We start from the raw sequence: 24,156 nt of genomic DNA, 5'->3' as shown, positions 1-24,156 counted from the left end.
CCATAACAAAAACAACATGAAAAAATCACTACTTGTATTTATTTTTCTCTCGATGGCTATTTTTGCCATTGCCCAGACCGTTTATGTCACCAAAACCGGTTCAAAATACCATTCTGACGGTTGTCGTTACTTAAGCCGTAGTTGCATTCCAATGAGTCTTTCAGAAGCCAAATCCGAAGGATATGCACCATGCAGCGTATGCGATCCTCCAACACAAGTATACAAAAAGCACGCTACTGCCAATAAGAAACGCCATGTAGCAAGTAAAAAATATTACAAAATACATCGTCCTTCATATAGACTTTCTTAAAAGTTTACTATATAAAGATTGTTAGGACAATTAACATATTAAAGATAGTTCCATTGTTTATTAGATATTCCGGTTGATACCAGTTCATCGTCAATACTCCGGAATATCTAATAAGCGGTTGCATTATTCACTTGAATTTGGGTAATAACATTTCAATAATATAGAATCGTATTAATGACATTTGCTCATTATCTCATTTAATACTTCAACAGCTTTCCTCTTGTCTAATCCACTTTTCACTGCAACAGCTATAACATCATCATCAGTTGGCATGATGCTGTCATTAAATATTGTGGTGTGATAACCGTTCATGCCATAGCTTGGCAGCAGATCATAGGCTGGAGCAAAATGCCAAGAACCATCACGAACTATAAAAGAGAAATTCTTTGCATGGTCATCTTTATTTTCAATAACGTAATTAAATACAGCAACCCGATATAATTTCCATAAGTCAAGTTCGCTATTTGTCAGTCTTCTGCAAAGAGCCATCAAGTGCAAGTAATCAATACTCGGTACACGATAGTCAGCACAAAGCAATCCGGCAGCACTAGCTACATGATATTTATTGCCATTGCTATCACGGTCGAAACGTTTTACTCCAAAATACTTATGATCAAACAACTGCGTATCCGGCATGTCTATACCACATTCTTTTGCCAATAAAGAATAGTCATATTCTTTTTTACCAATGTCCTTAGAGTCTTCTTGTGCCGGAAATTTCACAAGCCATTCGCAATCATTATAATCTAAAAAAACTTTTGGTCTGGCACCACCAGGAGAACCACCTTGACGATAGAGCGTATCAAGATTGTCTCCCGTGTAATCATTATTAACAAGTAGCAATCCTATTTCCTTAGCCATATCTTCTATTGTCATAGAATTAGTATCATGAGCTACACTCTTATCAGGTATAAATTCAAGTGCACCTCGTCCATTTCCTCCTACTAATGAAAGGCGGTCAAGAATGGTCAGTTCGTTAGGATTAATATTGTGTAGGCGAAGATAGCGATCTAGTATTAGCAATCCCCAACTATCGGGAAGACTATCGTCAAACACACCAAATCCACCTTCGAAAGGCGTAGCACGCGCTATCTTAACACCACGTTCCAAAGGCAACTCTAATGGTGATATAGAGAAACCATCTTTAAGCCACTTGCCATCATATTCGAAAGCACATAGCAGATTTTGAGTCAATGCGATTTTCCCAACCATTTTTTTGTCAATATGAACTTCAACTTGATTAACTTTACTCATTTTTTTTACCTCGCTTTCTGCTATTTATTTTGTTTGAATTTATTACATCTTCTATTGAATTGTATTTTCTTTGAGAGAATAGACGATTTATATCGTCTGTCATTCCCAATACAGAGGCAATCTTTACCAAATTAAGAAATGCAATTTCTCCTGTTTTTTCAAACCGCCTATAAGTATTTATATTCACGCCTGAGCGCTGAGCCATACCAGTTTGCGTAAGGTTCATCTCCAGTCTACGTAATCTTACTTTGTCAGCAACTTGCAAACAAAGTTTATCAGCATTCACTTCATTAACTGATAATATATTATCAATATCTATCATATTTTACTATTTACTATTAAAATATTATCAGTTACAAAGATAATATATTTATTTGAATAAATGAAATAAACTAAGAGTTTTTTACATCCACAGACGAGTTTAACTAGTGTATAATACAGAATATATATCTTGGCAGAATAAAATAGTACAAGGTCTACTTATTTGACTATAAGCGGGTATCGAAGCGATGTAATATTACTTCATCAAACACCTGACATCCTGTTTATTTCAGCGACAGAACCGAAATATTCCTTTATTTTCTATTCCTTGTTCGAGCTATTCCTATAGGGATGTCAATTTAAAAATTGGAGTCGCTAATAGACAAATTGTTTATAAACTCTTCTCTAATCCCTTTAGTTGAATCTCTTAGATATGTTATAATAACATTTGATTTGTTTTTGGAATAACAGGTTCTGCTTTAAAAATATCAAATTGATTAATACTTCCCAATTGTCTGATGAAGAATTCATTAATACATATTTTCCGTTTTTTCAATTAAACAAAAAAATGGCCATTATAAGTTGGTTTATATTATACTAAAGTCATATTTAAATTTTCCTGTAGCATTTTTAATGTAAGTTGTTTTGCCTATATTAGATGCTCTACTAAAAGATCATATTATTGCAAATTTAACATACAAATTAATTAAGATATATCTATTATTTTAGCTTATTAAATATGTTTATAATACCATTTCATAGTGTAAATTTTAGCTAATATAATTTGAGGACTATAAATATTAAAGTAAAATTTTCAGTTAATGTCTATCTTAAGCAGATAATCTGTTTCCTCTCTAATCTTCGCCCAACATATAACGACGATTAATTATAGTTAATTACGATTAATTAAAACATTTAAAATGAGTATAATAGATTTATATATATATTTGCTGTAGTTTATGTATTTCTATATTTAATCTTTTAATTAACAATATTATGGTCATTACAATTTTAGTAAATGGAGTACTTGTATTTTGTCTTTAACGGCTGAATTAGTACCATTATGAAAAAATAGCCCACTAAACTTATTAGTAATAGTAAGTTAGTGGGATTTTGGTAATTAAAACCAACCCAGTATATCTAAAATAGCTAAACTTCTTGTTTTGATTTTATTAGCTGGTTCTTCTTATATTCAAGATAGTCCAATCCCGTTTTTTTGATGTAATATTTTTTACATCTTAAGAAGCACTCTAATGCTTTCTTATAATAAATATCTGCAGCTTCAATTGACGAAAAATTTGTCATACTGACATACCAACACACGTATGTGCATCCGTTTGTATATGTGTTATCATCTAAATCATCTGGTAAAATGTTTAAAGATTCTTTATATTTAATTTCGCCATCCTGAAATCGGCCTCTATTATAATAAAAATCAGCAAGTGCATTTAGATTTTCAACTTTTGACTTATCCGTTTTTGAATTTTCAATAGCTAAAAGAATATATTTTTCAGCACAAGGAAAATTACTCGTCAAGTTATAAGATTGAAATAAAAGTCTATAGTGGTAAGATGTGACAAGTACTTTTTTCTCAGTGATAAGTGAATCCAAAATACTAGTTATTAAATGAATCGACGTCATATTTGATTGGTGCTTTTCGTAATCCCTATATGCAACTTTAGGCTGATTTATTTTAGCATTATCTTCTAACAATAATATTAGCTCATTCGATGTTTTAGTCATAAAGTCATTGTATGACAAATTATTAATTCTATTTTGAAGTATTACATAGAAGAGATAATACCCAATAGAGGATATTATAGTAAAGACGCTAATAAGTATTGCCATTTTTATATATTTAAATTAATTCTAATCATTATTATTATAACGCTTTCTTTTATTAGACATATTTTATTTTTTATAATGTTGAACAAAAATTGGCATATGTCTTTCATTCTTATTGCATTATTTTTATATAAAGATATTTCTTAATATCTTGCAAATTTATTATTTTATTTTATTATTTCAAAGTTTTTTTATTTTTATTTTATATTTAGACTTATTTATTAATATATTGGAAATATTTGATTTGGAAGACGAATTAAATTAATTCACGTCAATCATACAGTTGTCGTTTTTCAATATACGAAGAATCTGATTGTTAGCAATAATATTGTATCTTCGTAAAATAAATAGCAGTTAAAAGAGATAACAGAATATGACAATGTAATAACTGGCATAATTTGTTAATAACCGAAAACAAAATGCTAGCAATGGGAATCAACAAAATAGTGGATAAAACTTCACCTTATAATAAGTTCCGAAAATTATGTAAATTTTAATTACAAGAATATAAAAATATGTTTTTATTATTGCGATTTTCAAATATAAATTATATTTTTGCTGAAAATTAAACAACATTTATCAAAAAACGCCAAGAAGAAAAATGTTTATTTTCAATCTTAAATCTAGAAAAGAACAATAAAAATTTGCAATATTCTACAAATTTACATATTACAAAGTTATTAATTTAATATTATTTAATACATTTATAAAGGAGGTTATTATGTCAGAACAAAGAAATGAATTAAAAGACAAGGCTGTTTATGCATTAATTTATGGAGGAGGTGCAGCAATAAAATATGGAATTTTTGCTGCAGCTATCGCAGCACATTTAATCCACCCAGCAGCTGCAAGGGGTATTAAAAACGCAACAAGAAATGCAACTAAAATGCAACTTGATCAAATGTGGAATGAATATAAAAGAACTGGGAAAATTTCCTCAATTTTCGATGTACTATAAATACAATACATACACATGGAAAAATTAGCATTCCCTTCAAGATACAAAAACTTAGACAACGTATCCGATCTTGTTACAGGATGGGAAGACGTTAAACGTTCAATTCGACCTGATTATAGAGATGATAGAAATCTTGAAAAAGCAAAAATTGCTATTGGTGCAGAACTAAATGATGCCGCAATAAATTATATTTGGAATCTTTCTATTTTTGATTTACAAAATAAAATAATTGCATATGGAATTGAATATTTTTTAACTGCAATCAATTGGGACGGACGCCCTCTCAAAACATTAGACGATCTAAGAGAAATCAAAGACTATCAAATAATTTCAGGTGTATTTGGACTAGGAATAATATCCGCAGAGGCTCACTTTTTTTTAGAAAAATGCCGTGAATTACGAAATGAATTTTCGACAGCACATTATCCATTAGGAAACTTAGATAAGTTAGAGACATTTAATTTTATAAAAAACTGCATAAAATATGTTTTAACATTCGATTTACCAGTGCCAGGACTACGAATAAAAGATTTAATCGAAAATCTTACAATTGATAAATTTGAAAATGTTGATGATATTTTTGCTATTATTGAAAGTCAATCTCCCAAAATACATGGTCCAATACTTCACAATCTATTTTCAAATTTTATAAAACAAGATTGTAATCTAAATCTAAAGCATAATATAAAGTTAATAGCTCCAAAATTATGGGAAATAGTATCTGATGAAGTCAGAAGTAGCATTGCTGCAAAATTTGCTTCACTAAGAGATGTAAAAGGAAAAGATGCAGCAAATGAAGCCTTAGCTTTTCTTAAATTAGTTGATGGTATAAACTATATTCCTGAGTCATTTAAAGATATTATATTTAAAAAACATTCTCAACTTCTTATAGATGCACATTACGGATGGAATAATTTTTACAATGAAACAGAATATGCAAAAGACTTAGCCTCTTTAGGAAAAGAAGTACCTATATCTGCTATATATACTTATGTAAAAGCTATTATTCTTTCCTTTGTCGGAAATTCATATGGAATAGCAACAAATGCGCAACAATATAACAAGTTGATGATTTCTAATTTGTCTCAAACCAGTATAAGAACCCTTTTCAAAATTATAGATACAGATATAGATGTCATACGTGAACTATCTAGCAATAAACCTACTCGTAGATTACAAGACTTAATGATTTTAGTTAATGATAAAACAATGTTACCAAGACAAAGAGAAATATTTGACTTTATTACTACCAATAAAACAGAAAAGATTAAGTTTTTCTTCGAAAAAAGATATTGGGATTTAGCAAAAAAATAAATTAGTGAGAAAATTTATAACCTGTAAAATAATAAAATTAAAATAATCGATATTAACAATAGCTGAAAATTAATATGCAAGATGCCCATATTCTCTAAGGCATTACAATATATTATCATAAAGATGTGGTCATAGCTCGCAAATTTATAGAAATCTCACATATCGGTAATATTCTTGCACATGCAACTGATACAGTAAGGTGGCTATAATACATGATTTTAAACATTGCGTCACCATGATATACACAAAAATGGCCACTGTTTAACTTTGATTTTAATAATACAATAAAGGCATTTTTATAACAATAAGGAATATCGCTAGGTCTTAATTTGCGTTGTATAAACTAATAGTTTGAGACTTGAGACCGATACTTTTATAAAAACCAATGTCTTAAATAACAATAAGTAGACACATTTATAAAAATATGTCTACTTAATTGATTATAAGCCGCTATCCAAGCAATGTCTGATTACTTAATCACACACCAAATTTCCTGTTTAGTTTCAATGGCAGTATCAAGATAATCTTGGATACTTTCCATGGCCTGCCTACTCTTCAGCACTAATCCACGGATGGTGTTATAACCTACAATGATGCAACCCTGAGTGTTCTTGGGTGTGTTGCCCTGATGTATCATTACACCTTTAAAATGAGGTACATCCATTAAGAATGGCATCTGTTTTTCAAATTTTGATGACATCTTCATCATTATTCTGTATCTACCCTCGGGTATTGCCGTCTTACCTTTTATTTTTGTCTCTGTTGCCCAGTTTATGCAGTGCGGCTCCAGCGTGTCGCATATCCTGTGGCCGTTTATTGTCAGCCGCCCTATCGTGTAATCAGCCTTCTTGGCTATTCTCGTAATTGTTATTTCCATTGTAGTTTCTTAAATCTATTTTTACTGATCTTTTCTATCAGTCCATTTTGTTTCCATCTCCAAAGTACTTGTTTTACAGGACTCTTATAGCCGGCCTGCATACGCAGAAGTACAAGTTGCTCTACAGTGAACTCATCCGGCAGTGAACCCAACAGTGGCTGAAAATAAGTCGATTTGTCCTTTCCCGAATATAATGATTCTCCATCAAACATCAGGCGGTTCATCTCCTCGCCGAAGAGGTCTAACTGCTCTGCAAGCGCATAACTTGCCACCCATGTGGCGAATTCTATTGCCTCGTCTGTCTCTTTTTCGTCAGAAAGCAACACTGCGAGTAGTCCTGCTCTGAACCCGATTACGGCTGAGCGACGGCGGAAGATGTCGAGTGCGGGGTTCTCCTGTGTCTCCAGATATTCCAGACGGCGAGATTCTAGCCAGTCCCATATGGCCTGTTTCACACGAGGGATGTCGTACTCCACAGGTTCAGATGTCGGCAGTTTGTTTGAGCTATTGCCCGATTCGTCCGCCTCACCTGCGGCATCAGATTCTTTTCCGGCTTTATTCAGTCCGATAGCCATCAACTTTTCAGCCCATTGCGCCACTTCCACCTCTTCATCTTTCGACAGACGTCCGAAGATAGGCATCTGAGCGCCGAGCATATCAGGCAGTTGCGAGAAGCACACACGGCTCACCAGTCCGCCCTCCACGTCGTTGTAATATCGGTGTACCGCCACAGGAGTACCGCACGTCAGCGTGTTGTAAAACACCTTCACCATTGCGCTCCACGAGTTATCGCTCATGTAGTCCTGGCCGCAAATCGAGTTGTCGAATGCCTGACGCATTATGTCGTCTTTCTGACTCCATGCCCCACTCTTTCGGCCCTTGGATAGCGTATCAATTTCCTCTGCGTAAGTAAATAGATGCTCACCGTCCGAACAGTCCAATCGTTTGAACAGCATGGCATTGGATATTGTGGCAGGCACTATTCTTATTTTCGCGCGGGGATCTTCAGGCTGTTGCTTTGAGTTCTTGCGGGCCTTCTTCTCTTCCATCCATCGGCGCTCCTTCTCGCGCTCGTCATTGTCTTGCTTTTGCAGTCGTCCGAGCAACATATCGACCAACTTTCGTGTACAACTCTTTCCACTCGCCTGTGGCGCAACGATGCAGGTCAAGAACGACAGCGAATGCTCAGCTCCGTCAAAATATCTAGCCCTTGCCCTTGTGGCCAGAGTGCCGAGGATAGGCATAGCAGACATCAGGATGGCGGCGCGGTATTCTTGCGGATAACTCTTGGTAAGCAGGTCTAACAATCGCGGCAGATGCTCTGGTAAAGGGGGTGTCTTATCATTGGCAGATGATGGGACTATGATTTTTGCGTCGGCCTGTTCTATACCTGCCGCAGCATCAGCTGTAGCCGCATTCATCTCCATTTGCTGTGATGTAAGCAGGCGTAGCGTCTGTCCCAGATGTGGCGGCAGTTCTGTGCGGCGCACAGTCGACAGAGCCGATTGTACCGTTTGCGCCACCTCTTCTTCGCTCATTCCCCATCTTGGCACTACCTGCATTAATCTTGATTGTGAGAAGTCGCAGATATATCGCAGTTGACGCACCAGATTGTAAAGTGTGGTGTTACGCTCACCCTCAGCAGGTTCGCCGTCTACACCCTGTGCCAATAGCAGTCTGTCAATGATCAACTTAAAAGGTATGCCCTTGAAATTCGGTTCGTCTACTAGTTCTTTTGCAGATTCTACACCCTTGCTTGCTGTTTTTTCTGTTGAGACCTGAGACCTGAGACTTTTTTTCGGCTCAATATCGTTTTTCTGTTCCTTAGCTTCCACTTGTTCATTTACAATTGGGTTCTCGGCAGATGGATTTTTGTTCTCTGCAAACAATCCTTCTTCGTCTATCATCAGCACATACGCCTCAGGCACTGCAAATGAAATTCTGGCAAGATCTTTGGTGCACCCGTCGTATTGTTCGATGCCCAGTTGACCGGCAAACCACAGTTGCGCCTGGGCGATAGTCATGCCTTTGGGTGTGCGAAACACATATCTCAGTCCGCGGGTGGATGGAGTGATGTGAGCAAGCACCACACCAATGCTCTTTATTTTCTCGGCCGTCTCTTCGTATGTAGCCTTTGGATCTTCCAGATCATCCACATCAAACATACATAGTCCGCTTTCTTCGGCGCTTTTATTATGCCGTTTGCCGTCGGTATAGTGAGCTTGAAAACAGAAGGCAGGCAAGCGTTTCTTCAACTGTGCCACTTCCTCCCACAGTGCCTTCTCGTCCTTTTCGAGAGCCGCGATGTCGCCCGGTTCGGTGGTAGCGGCTATCTGCCGCTCTACCTCTTCTATCTTAGTCCTAACCAGATTGTCAATCTCCTTGCACGTCTCTACCACCACTTGCGAACACAAGGTATTGTGTAATATTTCTTTCGTACAAAGGACAGGTCTACCATTAAATTTATTTACAATATCGAACATTTCAACTCCTCTCTTTTCTTCATGATTACCTCCACGGCATTATCCATCTCGTCATCCAGTGCGTCTTCTATTTCAACGTCTTCCATCGTCAAAGGCACCTTAACATGTACGATAAACGAGCGGCTTGTCATTTCTATTCTTAAAATACCATTGTCGTGTATTTTCTCTCTCATAGGAGCCATCTGCATCTGTTTCAGCATCTGCGAAGGGGTGAACGTCAGTCCGCCGTCAATCAGATATTCCATGCGTCCCATTCTCTGCACCTTCTTTGGCAGATTAGGTTTGTCGGCTTGCGTTTCGTCAGCCTTAAATTTCACTATTCCCTCTTTATTTATTGTGGTCGTACCACAGAGACTTATGCTATCAGTCTCGATTTTTATCTCGTCCATTTGTTTATTTTTTTTAGAACGTTATCGGGCTTTTGCCCGCAGTAATAGTAATACGGATGTACGTATTCCTCCCCCTTCGGGTCTCCCCTATTCCTCCCTTTTGATGAGGGAGGTATCACGAAGTGACGGAGGATAAGTAACAACCGGAAGAGTAATTAAAGAGTAGAGCTCTTATTGCAGCCTAACCGAATAAGCATTCATCCTCATCCAACTCACCATCTCATCAACAGCCTTATCCAAAGAATCAGCCATTAAAATAAAGTCATCCATCCTTTTCAGCACCATTTCTATCCGGAAACAGCCGCCGCCGAGTGTAAGTTCCGCAATACGAGTGCGGTGCAACACTTTGCGTTTACCCTCGTGTAGCGGCATCATATACCGTAGTCTTTCAGCCATATTGTAACAATCAAAACTACCGGCCAACCATTCACCAGCCATGTGCATCTCTTTTTCAGCCCAGTCGGCAGCCCTCAGCATTCCAAATTCCATTGGTAATCTAAAGTTCACTACCACGTCACGTTCGTTCAAATCCATGGTTGTAAAATAAGCCGCGAACACTGTCTTTTCGTTCTTTCCTAATATCTTCATCATGATAATTCTACTTGTGTAAATGTAAATATAAATACAACATTATACTCTATCTATTATCTCCTCATCAGTCATTCAGTGCACTGCCTCAGGCAAAGGCAACTGCGCATACTTCATGCCGATAGCCCTCAGTTCAGAGAACCAACGTCCCTCATATTCGCGACTCGACATACCGACGCCAACCTCAACCGTGCGCCCTATTTGTTGCGCCCAAGGCACAAGTTCGCCAAATGCAGTCAGCGCCAAAGTCTGCGGATAAGCCTCAATGGTTTTGATAATAATCGTACATTTTGTAACACACTGTCCGTCGCGTCCCTGAAAACTCTCTGCGGGAGTAGCACCCGCAATTCTTGCAATTACTGTTGTAATCATTTTATTATTGTTTTAAAATGCAATCAGCAACTGCAGCGAGTCAAGCCCGGGTTCATGCCCGCCACCATCATTGCTGATTGACGAGTGCAAAAGTCAGAAAAATAATTCAATAGGCCTTTTATGCCAAATATGCCGAATTCAATTCGGCATAAAGAAATAAGAGCAATACATCTGTATTACCCTTATTATAAACAAGTTATGTTATATCAAAAAATATTCTTAGGTCAAACTAAAAAACCAGTTAGGCATAAGAATTGTTTTCTCTTATATAATTCTCAATGCTGCCATCGAGGATTATATCAGCGTCATCATCTTTTATTTTCAGTTTGATCCAGTTGCTAAAAGTTTTCTCGGTAGTAGCACAAGGCAGCCCGCAATCCTCTGTAAGGAATCTGTAACAGGCACTGCCGTTGACAGTTCTTTCCACGCATCCGTTATTCATCCAACGGCGATAAAAAGATACAAAGACCTTTGCTATATAGTTATCCTTCTTTGTTTCTAACAAAACACTAGATGTAGAATGATGTTGCGCCAGAAAGCCTGTGAATGCAGCAACATTATGCGTTGTTATATTCTGATCCTTTATGCCGTTGACATCCATAAACAAATGCGCCTTTCTGCGTCCACCTGTTTGAGACTTGAGACTTATACTTTTGGTTCTATCAGCAGACTTCAGTTCATCTGTCGACGTATTACCTTGTACAAAAAATTTACACCCCTTAGGTTCATTGTTTTTCATTTCCTCCCAAGCACTCAAATCATCAAGAGCAGAATCATATAGATGTCCATTCTCCCTACTGAAATCAGACAAAGCACCTTTTATTTCCTTAGCAGTCTCCATGTCTCCATGTCGTTTTATAGAATTAATAAAATCCTGCATTAGTGTTACTTTCACATATTCAGAATCTATAGGCTCGCTAGCCATAAAAACAGACGTACGTTTCAGCACCTTTTCGTAATGATATTCCGCATTATTTGTATCACCACCTACATATACAAGGAGCATGAAATCTTCACGCAAAGGATGATAATATACCGCCTCTGCCAGACGCAATATTATATCATGCTGCATCTGTTCGTCTTGCCACGTAATCTTAGTAACAAGCAGAAACAGTAGTGTGATAAGTACTAGAAACGCTGTGCGTTCGGCATCCTCCATACTACGCTCAGAACAATCGCTGAAAGATAGATATTCGTTAGTCAACAGCCCTACAACCTCTTTTATTTTAACCTCCGGATGTTCCGACTTCACCAGTTCGCAAGTCAATCTCATTGCCTCAGTCCATATCTCCACAGGCGACAGTTCAGTGCAGCATTTGCCATAATATTCTAACACAGGCATAAGCAGTTTAAACAGATTATCTTCACAATATTGCCTTTGCAAACGTTTTGCCTCTTCGTCTGTTATTCTCTTATACCGAAAATTCCCCATTCTGTTTTAGTATTAATTATAGCTTATTTAGGGGACAATTATTGCCCCTTCTCGATTTCTTATTTTAAACGAAGTGCAAAATTAATAAAAAAATACGAGATGATGAAATGATGCATAAAAAACCACAGCGTTAGAAATACGGAACATGCCAATAGCTCGTTTCCTGAAAAGTTTATTAATGTATGAGTATTAATTGTTTTAAAAAAGACGGACCATAAGGTGTCAGTCTTTTTATTAAAGAATAATTTTTTATTAAAAAATTAGCACATATAAGAAAAAAAAAGTACCTTTGAAGTTAAAATCATTAATGACATGAAAACATGATACATTTATATTCTTACCAATCACTCTTTAGTTTGATTGGAATAATATAGAAAAAGTATTTCATAATAAGTTGAACTTATTTTATGATTTATAACGATAAGACAAACAAGGAATAATAAAAATACAACAATAAGATATGGAAATTCAAAAAAAAGATGGGAAAATCTTTGCACCTTTAAAAGATAAATGGCTAGTAGATAAACCAGAAGAACTTGTTAGACAAAATTACATTTGTAGATTAGTTAATAATTACGGTTTTTCACTAGAACAAATGGCCCAAGAAATTACAACTACAGAAGCTTCTTCAAGAGGTACTGGAACAGCACGGGCAGACATCGTAATATGGAGCTCTTCTGATGATAAGATAAATAAGAAAAGAGCTTTAATTGTTGTAGAATGTAAAGCAGAGTATATTACGATTCACCAAGAGGATTATTTTCAAGGTTTTAATTATGCATCTTGGATGCATGCTAAATTTTTAGTAACAACAAACCAAAAAGAAACAAGAATATTTAAACTTACAGAAGACACTATACCACAGACATTTGTTGACCTTAAAGAAATTGCAGATATTCCAAGTGCAAAAGATGCGAATGACGAGAAAGCTATTAAGAAGATTCTAAACCAAACTAAATCTTTTACACGCGATGAATTCTCAAAATTGCTTTCGAAATGCCATGATATAATCCGGGATAACGACAAATTATCACCTGAAGCAGCTTTTGATGAAATAAGTAAAATTTTATTTATAAAGGTACGTTATGAACGAGATAATAACGAAGGACAGATTTTTTCAAAAGAACGTTTTATTGAAAATCGGAAAGCCTATGAAAAGTTAAATAAGGAAATGGGGATAACAGATGCAATACCATTTTATCAGAATCTTTTTGAAAGAACAAAACAACAATTTGCAAATGATCACCTCTTTGATGATAATGCAAAAATAGAAATTCGTGAAAATAGTTTTGAACAAATCGTAAAAGAATTACAGATATATAACCTTTCAACAACATCAGATGATGTTAAGGGTCTTGCGTTCGAAAAATTTCTCGGTACAACATTCAGGGGTGAACTAGGACAATTTTTTACGCCACGTACTATTGTAAATTTTATGGTCTCTGTTATTGATCCACAAGAAGGTGAACTTGTATGTGATCCATGTTGCGGTAGCGGAGGGTTTCTAATTAAAGCATTTGAATATGTTCGTGAACATATCGAAGAAGATATTAAGATACAAAAAAAAATATTAAAGGATACATTCTTCGATGATGACTATGAAAAATTAAGTAATAAACAAAAAGTTGAAGTTGAAGAAAATATTGAAAAAATTTTTACTGTTATAAATGAAGAACTTAATATAAATAATAATAAAGGTCGTCTGCGTTCACTTTCATTTAATTGCATTTATGGAACTGACGCGAATCCTAGGATGGCGCGTACTGCTAAAATGAATATGATAATGCACGGCGATGGTCATGGTGGTGTACATCATCATGACGGTTTACTGAACGTAAACGGTATTTTTGAAAATCGTTTCGATGTAATATTAACCAATCCGCCTTTTGGAAGCCGCGTAGAAAAAGACTCATTGGTATCTGAAGCCGACCGTTTTACAGATCAGGAAAAAATTGCAAAATATAAAGAACGTTATGGTCTAGCATACGAAGATGCGCTAAAACAAGTAAATAGTAATATCGGAAAATCCATTCTGGGTCTATACGAAACAGGTAAAATATGCGGACTTACAGAGGTTCTCTTTATTGAGCGTTGCCTCAATTTACTAAAACCTGGAGGAAGAATGGCGATAGTATTGCCAGAAGGAGTTTTAAATAACAGCAATCTCCAGAGAGTTCGTGATTTTGTTGAACAACATGCAAAAATTATTCTTATTGTTTCTATTCCACAAGATGTCTTCATGGCATCAGGGGCTACCGTAAAACCAAGTTTGCTTTTCTTTAAAAAGTTTACAGAAGAAGAACAGAAAGAATTTATAAGAATAAAAGACGACGCTACAAAAGAAATAAATGAAAAATATAAATCCGAGATTGACGGATTATATGAAACTATTAAGAAAACGACAAAGGGATTATCGAAAGAATTAAAAGATATAATTTCTAAAAATAATAAAACTGCCAAAGCTAAATTAAAAGAAATTGAAGTAGTTAAAGAACAGGAAATAAAACAACTTGTAAAAAAACGCTTTGACTATGAAATACCTTTTGCTGAAGTTAAAAATGCAGGAATAGACGCCACGGGAAATGATACTGAAGATAAAAACGAGCTAAGACCTCTTGAAAAAGAATTTATTGCATATTGTAATAATAAGCATTTATGGAATAAGACCATAAATTCCACATCCTATAAAATCTTTGGAGATGATGTAATGCGTATTCGTGTAACTGATGGAATAGCTAGTAAACCCGAAATATTTTACACAAAGCAAAACAAATGATGGAAACGAAAACACATAACAAATACCTCAAATTCTTACGATTCCAAAACGTTCAAAAATGGGATATTAAGAGATATTTCACAACTCAAATAAAATCTGCATTTGAAATTATAGATTTATCAAATGTTATTACAGAACAGAAAAATAAATATAGCATCAGTGATCCACAAACAAATTATGGAATATTAGGAGTAAATAATAATTTTGGAATTTTTGATGCTTATATAGAAAATGGCTCTAAAATAAAACAAAAATATAAACGAATGGAATATGATTGGATTGCTTATAATCCATATCGTGTAAACGTTGGTTCTATAGGAATTAGACAAGAAATCAATCATTACGAATATATTAGTCCTGCTTATGTAGTATTTAGTTGCAAAAAAGAGATAATACCTAGATTTCTTTTTTTAGTAATGAAAACGAATCTTTTTCATAATCAAATTTGCGAAAATACTACTGGATCTGTTAGACAAAATTTATCTTATGATATTCTTAAAACTCTCCAAATACCACTTCCATCAACACAAGAGCAGAACTCCTTAATTTCAATCTATGATGAGAAAATCAAACAAGCTGTTACATTAAAAAAACAAGCTAGTGAAATCGAAATAAATATAGAGAAATATTTAATTAATGTGCTCGACATTCAACGGGATAATATTCAAGATTATTATGAAAAAAAAGAGTTCTTACAAAAAGTAAGTTTCAGAAATATTGTCGAATGGGGCATAAATAAAATTAAAAAGTCGCAATCAATAAAATCGGCATACGATATATTCAAAATTAAAGATATTAAACTATCAGCATTTAGAGGTAAGAGCCCTGTATATAAAGAAGGAACAACTTCATATATTCTAAATCAGAAATGTAACAAATGGGACTTTATAGATAAAAGATACATGAAATCGGTGGATGAAAAATGGTTATCCAATATAGAATCTTCTTTCTTTACAAAAGAAGGTGACATTCTCATAAATTCTACAGGAGAAGGAACGATTGGACGATCAAGCTATATATCTTCTGATTCGGTTGATCTATTATGCGATACTCATATACTACTATTAAGGCTAAAGCAAACTGTAAATCCGCATTATTTTGTATACTTCTTCAATAGTAGTATAGGACAAGAACAGGTAGAAGGTGTAAAATCGGCACAAGCTACTAAACAAACTGAATTGGGTATTGATAATTTATGTAAAATAACTATTCCTTTGCCAGACAAATCTATTCAAGATAGTATTGTTGCTCATATAAATACTGAGAAAGAAAAAATAAAATACATGAAAGCTGAAGCAGAACGACTAAGAAATGAGGCTTTAACGGAATTTGAAAAATCAATATTTGAATAATATGAGATTACTAAAATTAACAATAGAAGATGGGTACAAGAATTTGACAGGAGAATATGATTTCTCCTGTCAGGACGGTTATATTGCATTAATTGGCCTTAATGGTTCAGGTAAAAGTAACTTGCTCGAAGCTATTAGTATAATATTTAATGGTCTATTAAACAAGTGTCATATACCCTTTAAGTATGAAATCGAATATGAATTAAATGGGAAAAAATATTATCGTACTAAGGGAAAAGCCAAAGAAGAAGGTACTGTAATACAGAACAAAGATATGCAATACCCAACTTCTGTTATAGCTTGCTACAGTGGCGAAGATTTGCGATTATGGCATAAAGCTTACATGATTTACCACATGAAGTATTTTAAGAAAGCTGTCAACGAGAACTCTTTTAGTCCAAAAATGTTATATGTTAACAAATATTGTTGGGCAATTGCTCTAATAGCATTGCTTTCTTCAGACGAGAATAATAAGCATATAAAAAATATTTTAAAGATAAATGATTTAGATGAAGTATCTGCAACTTTTTATGTTGATGTGAATAAATATAGTTCTTTTAAAGAGCATGATGCTATAAGATGGTTTAATAGATTTGTAAATAAAGAAGAAGAATCTTGTGAAGTTAATTTGAAAGCATTGTACTCTTACGACATTATGCATAATGGAATACCTCTACCACTTAAAAGCAGGGCTATATTTCAGTATTTGTATTTATTAACGCAACCTAAAAAATATACCACAAATAGCATTGACAAATTAATAACAGGAATTGATATCAAAATAGGGAATATTAGTTTAATTAATTTAAGTGAAGGTGAAAAGAAAATAATTCTAATAGAATGTATCACTAAAATTTTGGCAGACGAAAATTCTTTAGTTTTGCTTGATGAGCCAGATGCACATGTACATGTTTCAAGAAAGAAGGAACTTTTAGAAATCATAAGCGATTTTAAAGGCCAAACTATATTTACGACCCATTCTCCTATATTTTTAAATTTAGACACGACTAAAGAACAAAATATATTCTATATGAGTAATGGAAAGTTAGAAGATAAAAAAGTATTAGAACAAATCCATGAATTATCAGGAGGTATGATAAACCTTTTCGAAGGAGTATCTATATTGAATTCTGAATATATTCTTATGGCAGAAGGTGTTTATGATAAAAAATACCTAGAGAAAGCTATATCTGTATTTTCACGTAAGGATGAGAAATATAAAATATTAAAGAATATTTCTATTTTACCATGTGGAAGCGCCGGAAATGCTCTGAATATGTACCACGAACTTTTAATCCCTAAAAAAGACAAGTTTAAAAAAATTGTTTTTATATATGATTGTGATTGTGGTGGATTTGATGGTTGGAAAAAGACAAAAAAAATTAACGATGAAAAAGTTATGTCTATATTTTATCAAGAAAACTACGAAAAAGATTTTTCTCCTTCTGAGAAGGATGATATAAAAAATAATAACACCATTCTTATTGAGGATTTCTTCTCTAAAGAGTCTTACGAAAAAGAAAAAGACAAAATGTATTCAGAGTTTAGTAGACGTTCCACATGTAAAGAATTCAGAATAAACAATAAAATTAAAGGAGAAGAACGCATAAAAACATACATAGAAAATAATTATCAGTCTTTTAAGGATGAATGGTTTGATGGATTTCAACCAGTTCTTGATAAATTACTTGAAGTGTTTTTTTAATATAATTTATAAAATGGCAAAAACTAATGCAAAAGAATATCTAATGGATATGGCGGCTGGCTCAAGAGAAGAATGGCTCAAGAGCCTTATATATGCTACAATAGAGACAGATGGAAACGTAACAGACGAAAAATTACAAGAGATTGCAGATGCATATGTTCGTGGTTCTGCACAGAGCTATAGAATTCCTACATCATTTTCTAATGAATTAATAGGTACTGTAAAATTGACGGCCTTAAAACATACTTCTGGAGTGAATGCTTTAATGGACAATCAAAATATAGATTTTTCGCCTAATATCACTATTATTCACGGTATGAATGGAACTGGTAAAAGTAGCTATTTCCGCATATTAAACAAAATGACAGGTGGTGATGTTGAGGAAAGTATTCTTCCAAATGTTTATAAGGATATTTCAGAACCGATTTTGGTAAAAATAAATTATATTAAAGATGATACACCTAAAGAGAAAGAATGTAGTGGATCAATTGAAACAATACCAGACTTAACTTTCTGCAAGGTTTTTGATTCCAACTATCTTAATTCTCTGATTTCAAAACGCAATGTTGATGCTACTGTAATTGAACCATTGGGGTTATCACTTTTTCAAAAGATTGTTGACTATGAGATTCAAATTCAGGACATACTTTCTTACAAGATTAATACAATTACGACAGAATTGCCAAGAATCGCCACTGACAAATTACTAGAACAGAATAAAGGGGTATTCAATAATAAACATTTTGATGTATCCCAAAGAAAAGCGATAGAAGCATCATATTCATTTGGTGACGATAAACAAGCGCAACTTAAAAACTGCAAAACACAATTGGAAAGTCTTTTAAAGTTTAATATTGATACAACATTAAGGTTATTAAATTTTGAAAAGGATGCTCTATCTAATATTAAAAGAGAACTGATTACTAAATTTAAATCAGCGAAGGACTTAATTACGGAATGGAACGTTTGTTTATTAGATTATGTAAAAGCAAAGAATAACCACAGTGAAGCTATTAAACAATTTGCTATACTGACTACATTGTCTAATACATCAAGTCCAGAATGGCGTAACTTCATTAATGCAGCTGACCAATATAAAAAAATAACAGGAAATGATGATGAATGTCCATACTGCCATAGACCGTATGATGACGGGGCTTTGAAAATAGTACAAAGTTATACTAGTTTTCTATCTGATAAATCGGAAACTGAGTTGAAAAACAAAGAAAAAGCTCTTTCAATTTATAATAATAAATTGTTACGATATGTACCAGATATTAATTTGGATGACAATATAAAAAAAATATTGAGAGCAATTGCTGTTAATGAAAGCCAAAGCCTATTAGAGATTGTTTTACATTCAATAGACGCTAATAAAAACCTATATAAAGAACTTACAGGTTGCGTGAATGAGAAAAAAGAAATGAATTCACCTGTTCTATCTATTGAAATCATAAACAAAAAATTAGACGAAGAAATTAATACTGTTGATACTAAGATAGCTGAAAGTCAAGAAAAGGATTCAAAGTTGCAACCTAAAATAGCGAATTTAAAAGAAAGAATAACCATATTAGAAGATGCAAAGTCAATAGCAGCACAAAAAGACGCCATAAGAGATTGGTTTAATAAAATAGACTCGATTTCGACTATAACTGATAAAAAAGAACATTTTAAAAGTCGTCCAATTTCTTTGCTTTCTACTACGGCACATAATGAACTTATAACTGAAAAACTTGCTAATACGTTTCAGAATAAATTACAAGAGATTGGGCTGAAACGCTTGGGGATGAAAGTTCAGAAAGCGAGTAATCATCATGGAATATATTCTACTGAATTAGTACTAAGTAATAACGAGAATAATATTCAACAAATTTTGAGTGAGGGCGAGCAAAAAGGCGTTGGACTAGCTATGTTTTTCGCAGAAATAGAACTTCAAAGCGGTTTAAATCCAATAATATTGGATGATCCTGTTAATAGTCTTGACAATGAGATTGCGAAGTCGTTTGCTCAAATGCTTTATAAACTGAATAATCAGGTGATATTATTTAATCATGAGTTGTTATTCCAAAGTGCTTTTGAGAGCATGGACCATATATGTCCAAATTATGATGCACAGGGATGTAGGAAACAAGGAAAGCATATATACATCTATGAAACAGAAGAATTTAATGGTAATAAAGGACTAATTGTTTCCTATAAGAAGCAAAACGCAAAGTTTTATTTAGATAAAGCTGAACATTTCTCTACAACTCCACCTTTCTCTGATAATGTAGGGGAAATCACAAACGATCTACGCCAGGCAGTTGAACATTTGATTGATGAAGTTGTTTTTCGTAATCAAATCCCGACTAGGTACTCCTGTAAGAAAAGTCGGATACAATGGGGTAAACTGAAGACCCTTGTGAATGATTCTGAAACAATTGACAAACTAAACACTATCCATAGTCGTTTGTCTGGCTCTAGTTTGCATAATGGCATTGAATCTACTTATAATCAACTACGTCAATGCGAAGCAAATGAATTTATTAGAGATTTAAGAGTTATATTAAATAAGTAGAAACTAGATATCCCGGACCATTGCCACCCACCCTGCAATGTGTTTTCTATTTTTTCGGAGCATGTCCATTCACTCCTGTTTTTAAAAATGACTTTGCCAGTTGATAATATTGAGACTTGAGACTGAGACTTTTTTATTGCAGAAGCAAGCATTACAAGGCATAATTATTTGATATTATTTTTACATATACCGTTAATTATTTTCCTCGTATTTTTGGGTAAAATTTATAAAAAGTCTCGGTCTCAAGTCTCAAAAAACTATATTTAAATTTCTTGCTTTAAAAAAATATTATATGTAATAATAATATAATTATAATATATAATAATATTATATATTATAATTAAGCTACTGGAGGATTATTAATGGGATTTCAAAACGACATGTTTGAGACTTGAGACTGAGACTTTTTTATCGTTTTGGAATCAAGCCAATACGGCTAGGTCGTTATTAGGATTTTGCAAAATGAAATTTGTCGTATCTCTGAAACACCTGTGTTTATAGGCATTTCAAGGGTGTTTATTGAGTTGTGGAATTGGCGAAAGGTGGATTTGTGCCCTAAAAGTTTTGAGGTTTCACAGATTTGCCGTACCTTTGCAACCGTCAATGAGAACAAGGGGCGACGACGCCGTCGGACAGACTGATCAACTGCCGCAGACAGTTTTCTCAACGCTCGCTGACACCGCCTTTGTCGGACAATATAAACCGACCCATGGAAAACACAAAACACGCCTCACGATGAGGAAAACCGCTTCTGATGCAGAAGAAAACCACAGGCTTCAAACACGAAGCAAAATTCAAGAATTTTCATAATGCCAATACTTTACAAGATGAAGCGCATCACCGCGCCACACACTTCGGCCTCGGGCAAATATTACGCTCTGGCACAACACACGGGAACTTGGCGCACTCGAGAGGTTGCACGACTGATACAGGCTAACTGTTCGCTGAAAGAGAGCGACGTGCTCGGAGTAATCTCCGAATTGGTTTGCACAATGAAATTGCTGTTGCAGGACTCGCAACGTGTGCAGTTGGACGGTTTCGGAACGTTCAAGGTCAGCATCACCAACGAGCCTGTTACGTCGCCTGAGGACTTTGACCCGAAACGCAATGTGAGATCGCTGAGGATTATTTTCTGGCCTGAATATACTTTGGCGGCTGACGGTAGTCACGAGACGATGCTGCTGGATGGGGCGCAACTTGTTAGAGCACCTGATAATCCTGCCAAGGGACGAAGAAAAAGATAAAACTTCTATTATTACTCTTGCTGATGTTGAATATGCTGATGTACGTATCCCTCCCCCCTTCGGGGTACTCCCCTAACTCGCGGAGGGGAGAATAAAACGCAACAGCACAAGACGGACAGACTACGACGCAAGACAACAGCGCAGTAGCAAAGACAAGACAACAACACAAACATGGGATGAAGATCCCAAAACGGAATGAAAGAAACTGAGGGTCGAAAATCGACATTAAGAAGTTCATTCATCACAATCAAAAAACACAACAAATTATGCCAGTACTTTACAAATTAAACAAAGACAAAAGAAAAACAAGCCGCACTGTAGGACAATATTTCGCTCGCGCCATCCACGTTGGAGTAATAGACACTGACGGTCTGGCCAAAATAATGCAGGCCAACTGTACCATCAAGGCTTCGGATATAAAGGCGGTACTCACCGAGTTGGTTGAGACTATGGCCACTCAGTTACAGAACTCAATGCGTGTGAAACTTGACGGACTGGGTTCGTTCAAGATTGGCATACGCGGAATTGGAAGCAATACTATCGATGACTATTCGGTGACAAAGAACGTGAAGGGATTGCGCATCAACTTCCAACCTGAGACCAAGAAAGACTCAACAGGTGTACGTCAAAAGGCGATGTTGAGTGGCACAAAGGTACAGGAGGCTCCTCGCAATGAGAACATTGGCGAGAAAGAGGCTGCAAAAGCCAAGGGCGCTCCAAGCGCAGGCGGAGGCACTAAATAGCAAGGCACTGAGTAGACCAAAGACGGTGTGGTTTGAATCCACACTGTCTATTCCTAAGAAAGAGAACAAACGATGTACCACTAAAGAAACAAAACAACGATGGGGCTAATAAAAAAGCACCATAAACCACAAAAACTAAACGAATGATGAAAGCAAAAACACCATGGGGGCAAATACTCCGACTGCTTATTACGGTTCTTACGGCCATTGCCACTACCATCGGGGTGACTTCGTGCACAGGGCACGGACCGTTTTAGAATGAACTAGAACAATAAAATTAACTCAAGAACTTCAAGTCGCGAATAACGACAAATGAAGTTCTTGAGTTTTTTGTTCGGATAAAAAAAGTCTCGGTCTCAAGTCTCAAACTATTTTACTACATATTTCTTTCCGTTTACTATATATAGGCCATTTGGCAATCCATTAAGATCCTTGGCCTTCTTCTTGACCATAACGCCACACTGGTTGTATACATTATAATTCTCAGAAGCTACATTCTTAATCGTTTCTATGCCTGATACTGAAGGATAACTTGTTTCGGCACCCTGCATGATGGCGCTGACAGAGAAATTGTCAATCTGCGACATATTGCTGTAGCGGTTGAACAGTCCGTAAGTTTCCTTGCCTGTGCCCGTAGAACCGTTATCCCACAAGAAAGGCACTACGCCATGAGATTTGGCCTTGCTGATGAATGTCTTTAAGAAATAAGCTCTCGAATCGTTCATGGCTGATGTTGGAGAGGTATGGCGTATTGCTCCACACTCACCCATTATGACAGGATAACCCTTGTCTACAAAATTAGTCTTCATCTTATTGAAAATGCCATCCAGATAGGCCTCTTGCGCCCACGACTCAATGCCGTAACTCTGATAAGGCGCACCCCAATATTTATACGGCTCGGCCTCGTTCATGGCATAATCGTATGGCTCATAGGCATGAACCTCTACGATCATTCGCGACGGTGTGGGGTCTTTTGGAACTGTGAAATGGTCTATCCCCCATGCAAAGTTGCAGGCGTATGTCTGCACTACAAGATTGCGATACTGATTCTTACCACCTGTGGCGCGAACCTGATTGATAAATATCTGATTGAACTTATTCTGCACAATGGCATTTTCGGTGGTACACTCAGTCCATACGCCATCAAGATGCACCTCGTTAGTGCCGGCAAACAAGAGATGCTCATCATAATCGCCAAAGGCTGTGGCAAGGGCAGTCCAGAGGGCCCGCTCTTTTGCAAATACTGATGCAGAATCGGCATAGGTGGCATGATTTTCCATCCACAGTTCGTGATGGGTGTTCATAATGACATACATGCCATCATTAAGACAATAACCTATCACCTGCTTTACACGCGACAGCCAAGCGGCGTCGATCGTAACAGTTCCATTATTGTAAGTGAAATGGGGATACCATCTTACGGGAATCCTGATAGCATTGAATCCGGAAGCCTTCACGGCGTCTATCATCGCTTGAGTAGTACGTGGATTGCCCCATGACGTCTCGCTGTCGGCCGAAGAAGCATCATAAGATTCGAGAGAGTTCCCGAGATTCCATCCCACCTTCATGCTGTAAGCGAGTTGTTTTGAATCACTGGGCATATCTGCCACTGAGGCTGATTTAGCACTAATAGCCGACATAAAGGCGATAATAATTGTCATTAATTGTTTCATGTTCACTAAAGGTTAAATGCTTA

The 24,156-nt window shown here is 35.5% G+C and carries 20 protein-coding genes and 1 pseudogene; 10 read left to right on the top strand and 11 right to left on the bottom strand.

The window, feature by feature from the left end; all coding sequences use genetic code 11:
* Window positions 1–16: 16 nt before the first annotated feature.
* Window positions 17–310 (top strand): hypothetical protein, encoded by a 294-nt coding sequence (locus XYLOR_RS13745; RefSeq protein ID WP_051508818.1) that lies wholly within the window; start codon window positions 17–19, stop codon window positions 308–310.
* 171 nt (window positions 311–481) lie between these two features.
* Here XYLOR_RS13745 and XYLOR_RS01540 read toward each other — a convergent pair whose 3' ends face one another.
* From XYLOR_RS01540 to XYLOR_RS01530, 3 genes are all read right to left on the bottom strand, one after another.
* Window positions 482–1,564, bottom strand: coding sequence for a type II toxin-antitoxin system HipA family toxin (locus tag XYLOR_RS01540; protein ID WP_036876369.1), 1,083 nt, complete (start codon window positions 1,562–1,564; stop codon window positions 482–484).
* Window positions 1,557–1,886 (bottom strand): helix-turn-helix domain-containing protein, encoded by a 330-nt coding sequence (locus XYLOR_RS01535; RefSeq protein ID WP_051508817.1) that lies wholly within the window; start codon window positions 1,884–1,886, stop codon window positions 1,557–1,559. The genes XYLOR_RS01540 and XYLOR_RS01535 overlap by 8 nt, the downstream gene beginning before the upstream one ends.
* Window positions 1,887–2,974: 1,088 nt before the next feature.
* Entirely contained in the window at window positions 2,975–3,568 is a 594-nt protein-coding gene (locus XYLOR_RS01530; protein WP_036876367.1) for a hypothetical protein, read from the bottom strand.
* Between the two features lie 823 nt (window positions 3,569–4,391).
* Between XYLOR_RS01530 and XYLOR_RS01525 the strand changes: the two genes are divergently transcribed.
* Window positions 4,392–4,628 (top strand): hypothetical protein, encoded by a 237-nt coding sequence (locus XYLOR_RS01525; RefSeq protein ID WP_036876364.1) that lies wholly within the window; start codon window positions 4,392–4,394, stop codon window positions 4,626–4,628.
* A 15-nt stretch (window positions 4,629–4,643) separates the two neighbouring features.
* On the top strand, window positions 4,644–5,942 hold the full coding sequence (locus tag XYLOR_RS01520) for a hypothetical protein (RefSeq protein ID WP_036876362.1): 1,299 nt from the start codon (window positions 4,644–4,646) through the stop codon (window positions 5,940–5,942).
* 469 nt (window positions 5,943–6,411) lie between these two features.
* On the opposite strand, the gene XYLOR_RS01515 is transcribed toward XYLOR_RS01520, so the two are convergent.
* From XYLOR_RS01515 to XYLOR_RS01490, 7 genes and pseudogenes are all read right to left on the bottom strand, one after another.
* The gene (locus XYLOR_RS01515) at window positions 6,412–6,819 is read right to left on the bottom strand and encodes a DUF5675 family protein (RefSeq protein WP_036876360.1); all 408 of its coding nucleotides are present in this window, start codon (window positions 6,817–6,819) and stop codon (window positions 6,412–6,414) included.
* Window positions 6,810–8,747, bottom strand: coding sequence for a DUF3987 domain-containing protein (locus XYLOR_RS01510; protein WP_245601933.1), 1,938 nt, complete (start codon window positions 8,745–8,747; stop codon window positions 6,810–6,812). The genes XYLOR_RS01515 and XYLOR_RS01510 overlap by 10 nt, the downstream gene beginning before the upstream one ends.
* Window positions 8,748–8,864: 117 nt before the next feature.
* A pseudogene (locus tag XYLOR_RS14130) lies at window positions 8,865–9,302 on the bottom strand (BT4734/BF3469 family protein); the annotation flags it as partial.
* On the bottom strand, window positions 9,287–9,691 hold the full coding sequence (locus XYLOR_RS01505) for a hypothetical protein (protein ID WP_036876356.1): 405 nt from the start codon (window positions 9,689–9,691) through the stop codon (window positions 9,287–9,289). The pseudogene XYLOR_RS14130 and the gene XYLOR_RS01505, both read right to left, overlap by 16 nt.
* A 171-nt stretch (window positions 9,692–9,862) precedes the next feature.
* A complete protein-coding gene (locus tag XYLOR_RS01500; RefSeq protein WP_036876354.1) occupies window positions 9,863–10,282 on the bottom strand; it encodes a hypothetical protein in 420 nt (139 codons plus the stop codon).
* 72 nt (window positions 10,283–10,354) lie between these two features.
* Window positions 10,355–10,651 carry a DUF3127 domain-containing protein gene (locus tag XYLOR_RS01495; protein ID WP_036876353.1) on the bottom strand — a complete coding sequence of 99 codons (297 nt, stop codon included), beginning with the start codon at window positions 10,649–10,651 and terminating at the stop codon, window positions 10,355–10,357.
* A 241-nt stretch (window positions 10,652–10,892) separates the two neighbouring features.
* On the bottom strand, window positions 10,893–12,083 hold the full coding sequence (locus XYLOR_RS01490) for a hypothetical protein (protein WP_036876350.1): 1,191 nt from the start codon (window positions 12,081–12,083) through the stop codon (window positions 10,893–10,895).
* 460 nt (window positions 12,084–12,543) lie between these two features.
* Here XYLOR_RS01490 and XYLOR_RS01485 point away from each other — a divergent pair, with 460 nt between their 5' ends.
* From XYLOR_RS01485 to XYLOR_RS13740, 7 genes are all read left to right on the top strand, one after another.
* Complete coding sequence (locus XYLOR_RS01485) at window positions 12,544–14,859, top strand: N-6 DNA methylase (RefSeq protein ID WP_036876347.1); 2,316 nt, start codon at window positions 12,544–12,546, stop codon at window positions 14,857–14,859.
* Complete coding sequence (locus XYLOR_RS01480) at window positions 14,856–16,211, top strand: restriction endonuclease subunit S (RefSeq protein ID WP_036876344.1); 1,356 nt, start codon at window positions 14,856–14,858, stop codon at window positions 16,209–16,211. The genes XYLOR_RS01485 and XYLOR_RS01480 overlap by 4 nt, the downstream gene beginning before the upstream one ends.
* A 1-nt stretch (window position 16,212) precedes the next feature.
* Window positions 16,213–17,916 (top strand): ATP-dependent nuclease, encoded by a 1,704-nt coding sequence (locus XYLOR_RS01475; RefSeq protein WP_036876342.1) that lies wholly within the window; start codon window positions 16,213–16,215, stop codon window positions 17,914–17,916.
* A gap of 13 nt (window positions 17,917–17,929) precedes the next feature.
* Window positions 17,930–20,473: an AAA family ATPase gene (locus tag XYLOR_RS01470; protein WP_169730542.1), complete on the top strand. Its 2,544-nt coding sequence runs from the start codon at window positions 17,930–17,932 to the stop codon at window positions 20,471–20,473.
* A gap of 809 nt (window positions 20,474–21,282) precedes the next feature.
* Complete coding sequence (locus XYLOR_RS01460) at window positions 21,283–21,717, top strand: HU family DNA-binding protein (protein WP_051508816.1); 435 nt, start codon at window positions 21,283–21,285, stop codon at window positions 21,715–21,717.
* Between the two features lie 266 nt (window positions 21,718–21,983).
* Window positions 21,984–22,460 (top strand): HU family DNA-binding protein, encoded by a 477-nt coding sequence (locus XYLOR_RS01455; RefSeq protein WP_036876334.1) that lies wholly within the window; start codon window positions 21,984–21,986, stop codon window positions 22,458–22,460.
* Between the two features lie 143 nt (window positions 22,461–22,603).
* The gene (locus XYLOR_RS13740; protein WP_309477138.1) at window positions 22,604–22,717 is read left to right on the top strand and encodes a smalltalk protein; all 114 of its coding nucleotides are present in this window, start codon (window positions 22,604–22,606) and stop codon (window positions 22,715–22,717) included.
* A gap of 111 nt (window positions 22,718–22,828) precedes the next feature.
* On the opposite strand, the gene XYLOR_RS01450 is transcribed toward XYLOR_RS13740, so the two are convergent.
* Window positions 22,829–24,133, bottom strand: a complete 1,305-nt coding sequence (locus tag XYLOR_RS01450) for a glycoside hydrolase family 5 protein (protein ID WP_051508815.1) — start codon at window positions 24,131–24,133, stop codon at window positions 22,829–22,831.
* Between the last annotated feature and the right edge of the window lie 23 nt (window positions 24,134–24,156).

Source organism: Xylanibacter oryzae DSM 17970, from assembly GCF_000585355.1.
GTDB classification, from domain to species: domain Bacteria; phylum Bacteroidota; class Bacteroidia; order Bacteroidales; family Bacteroidaceae; genus Prevotella; species Prevotella oryzae.
This window is presented reverse-complemented; position numbering and strand designations above follow the sequence as displayed.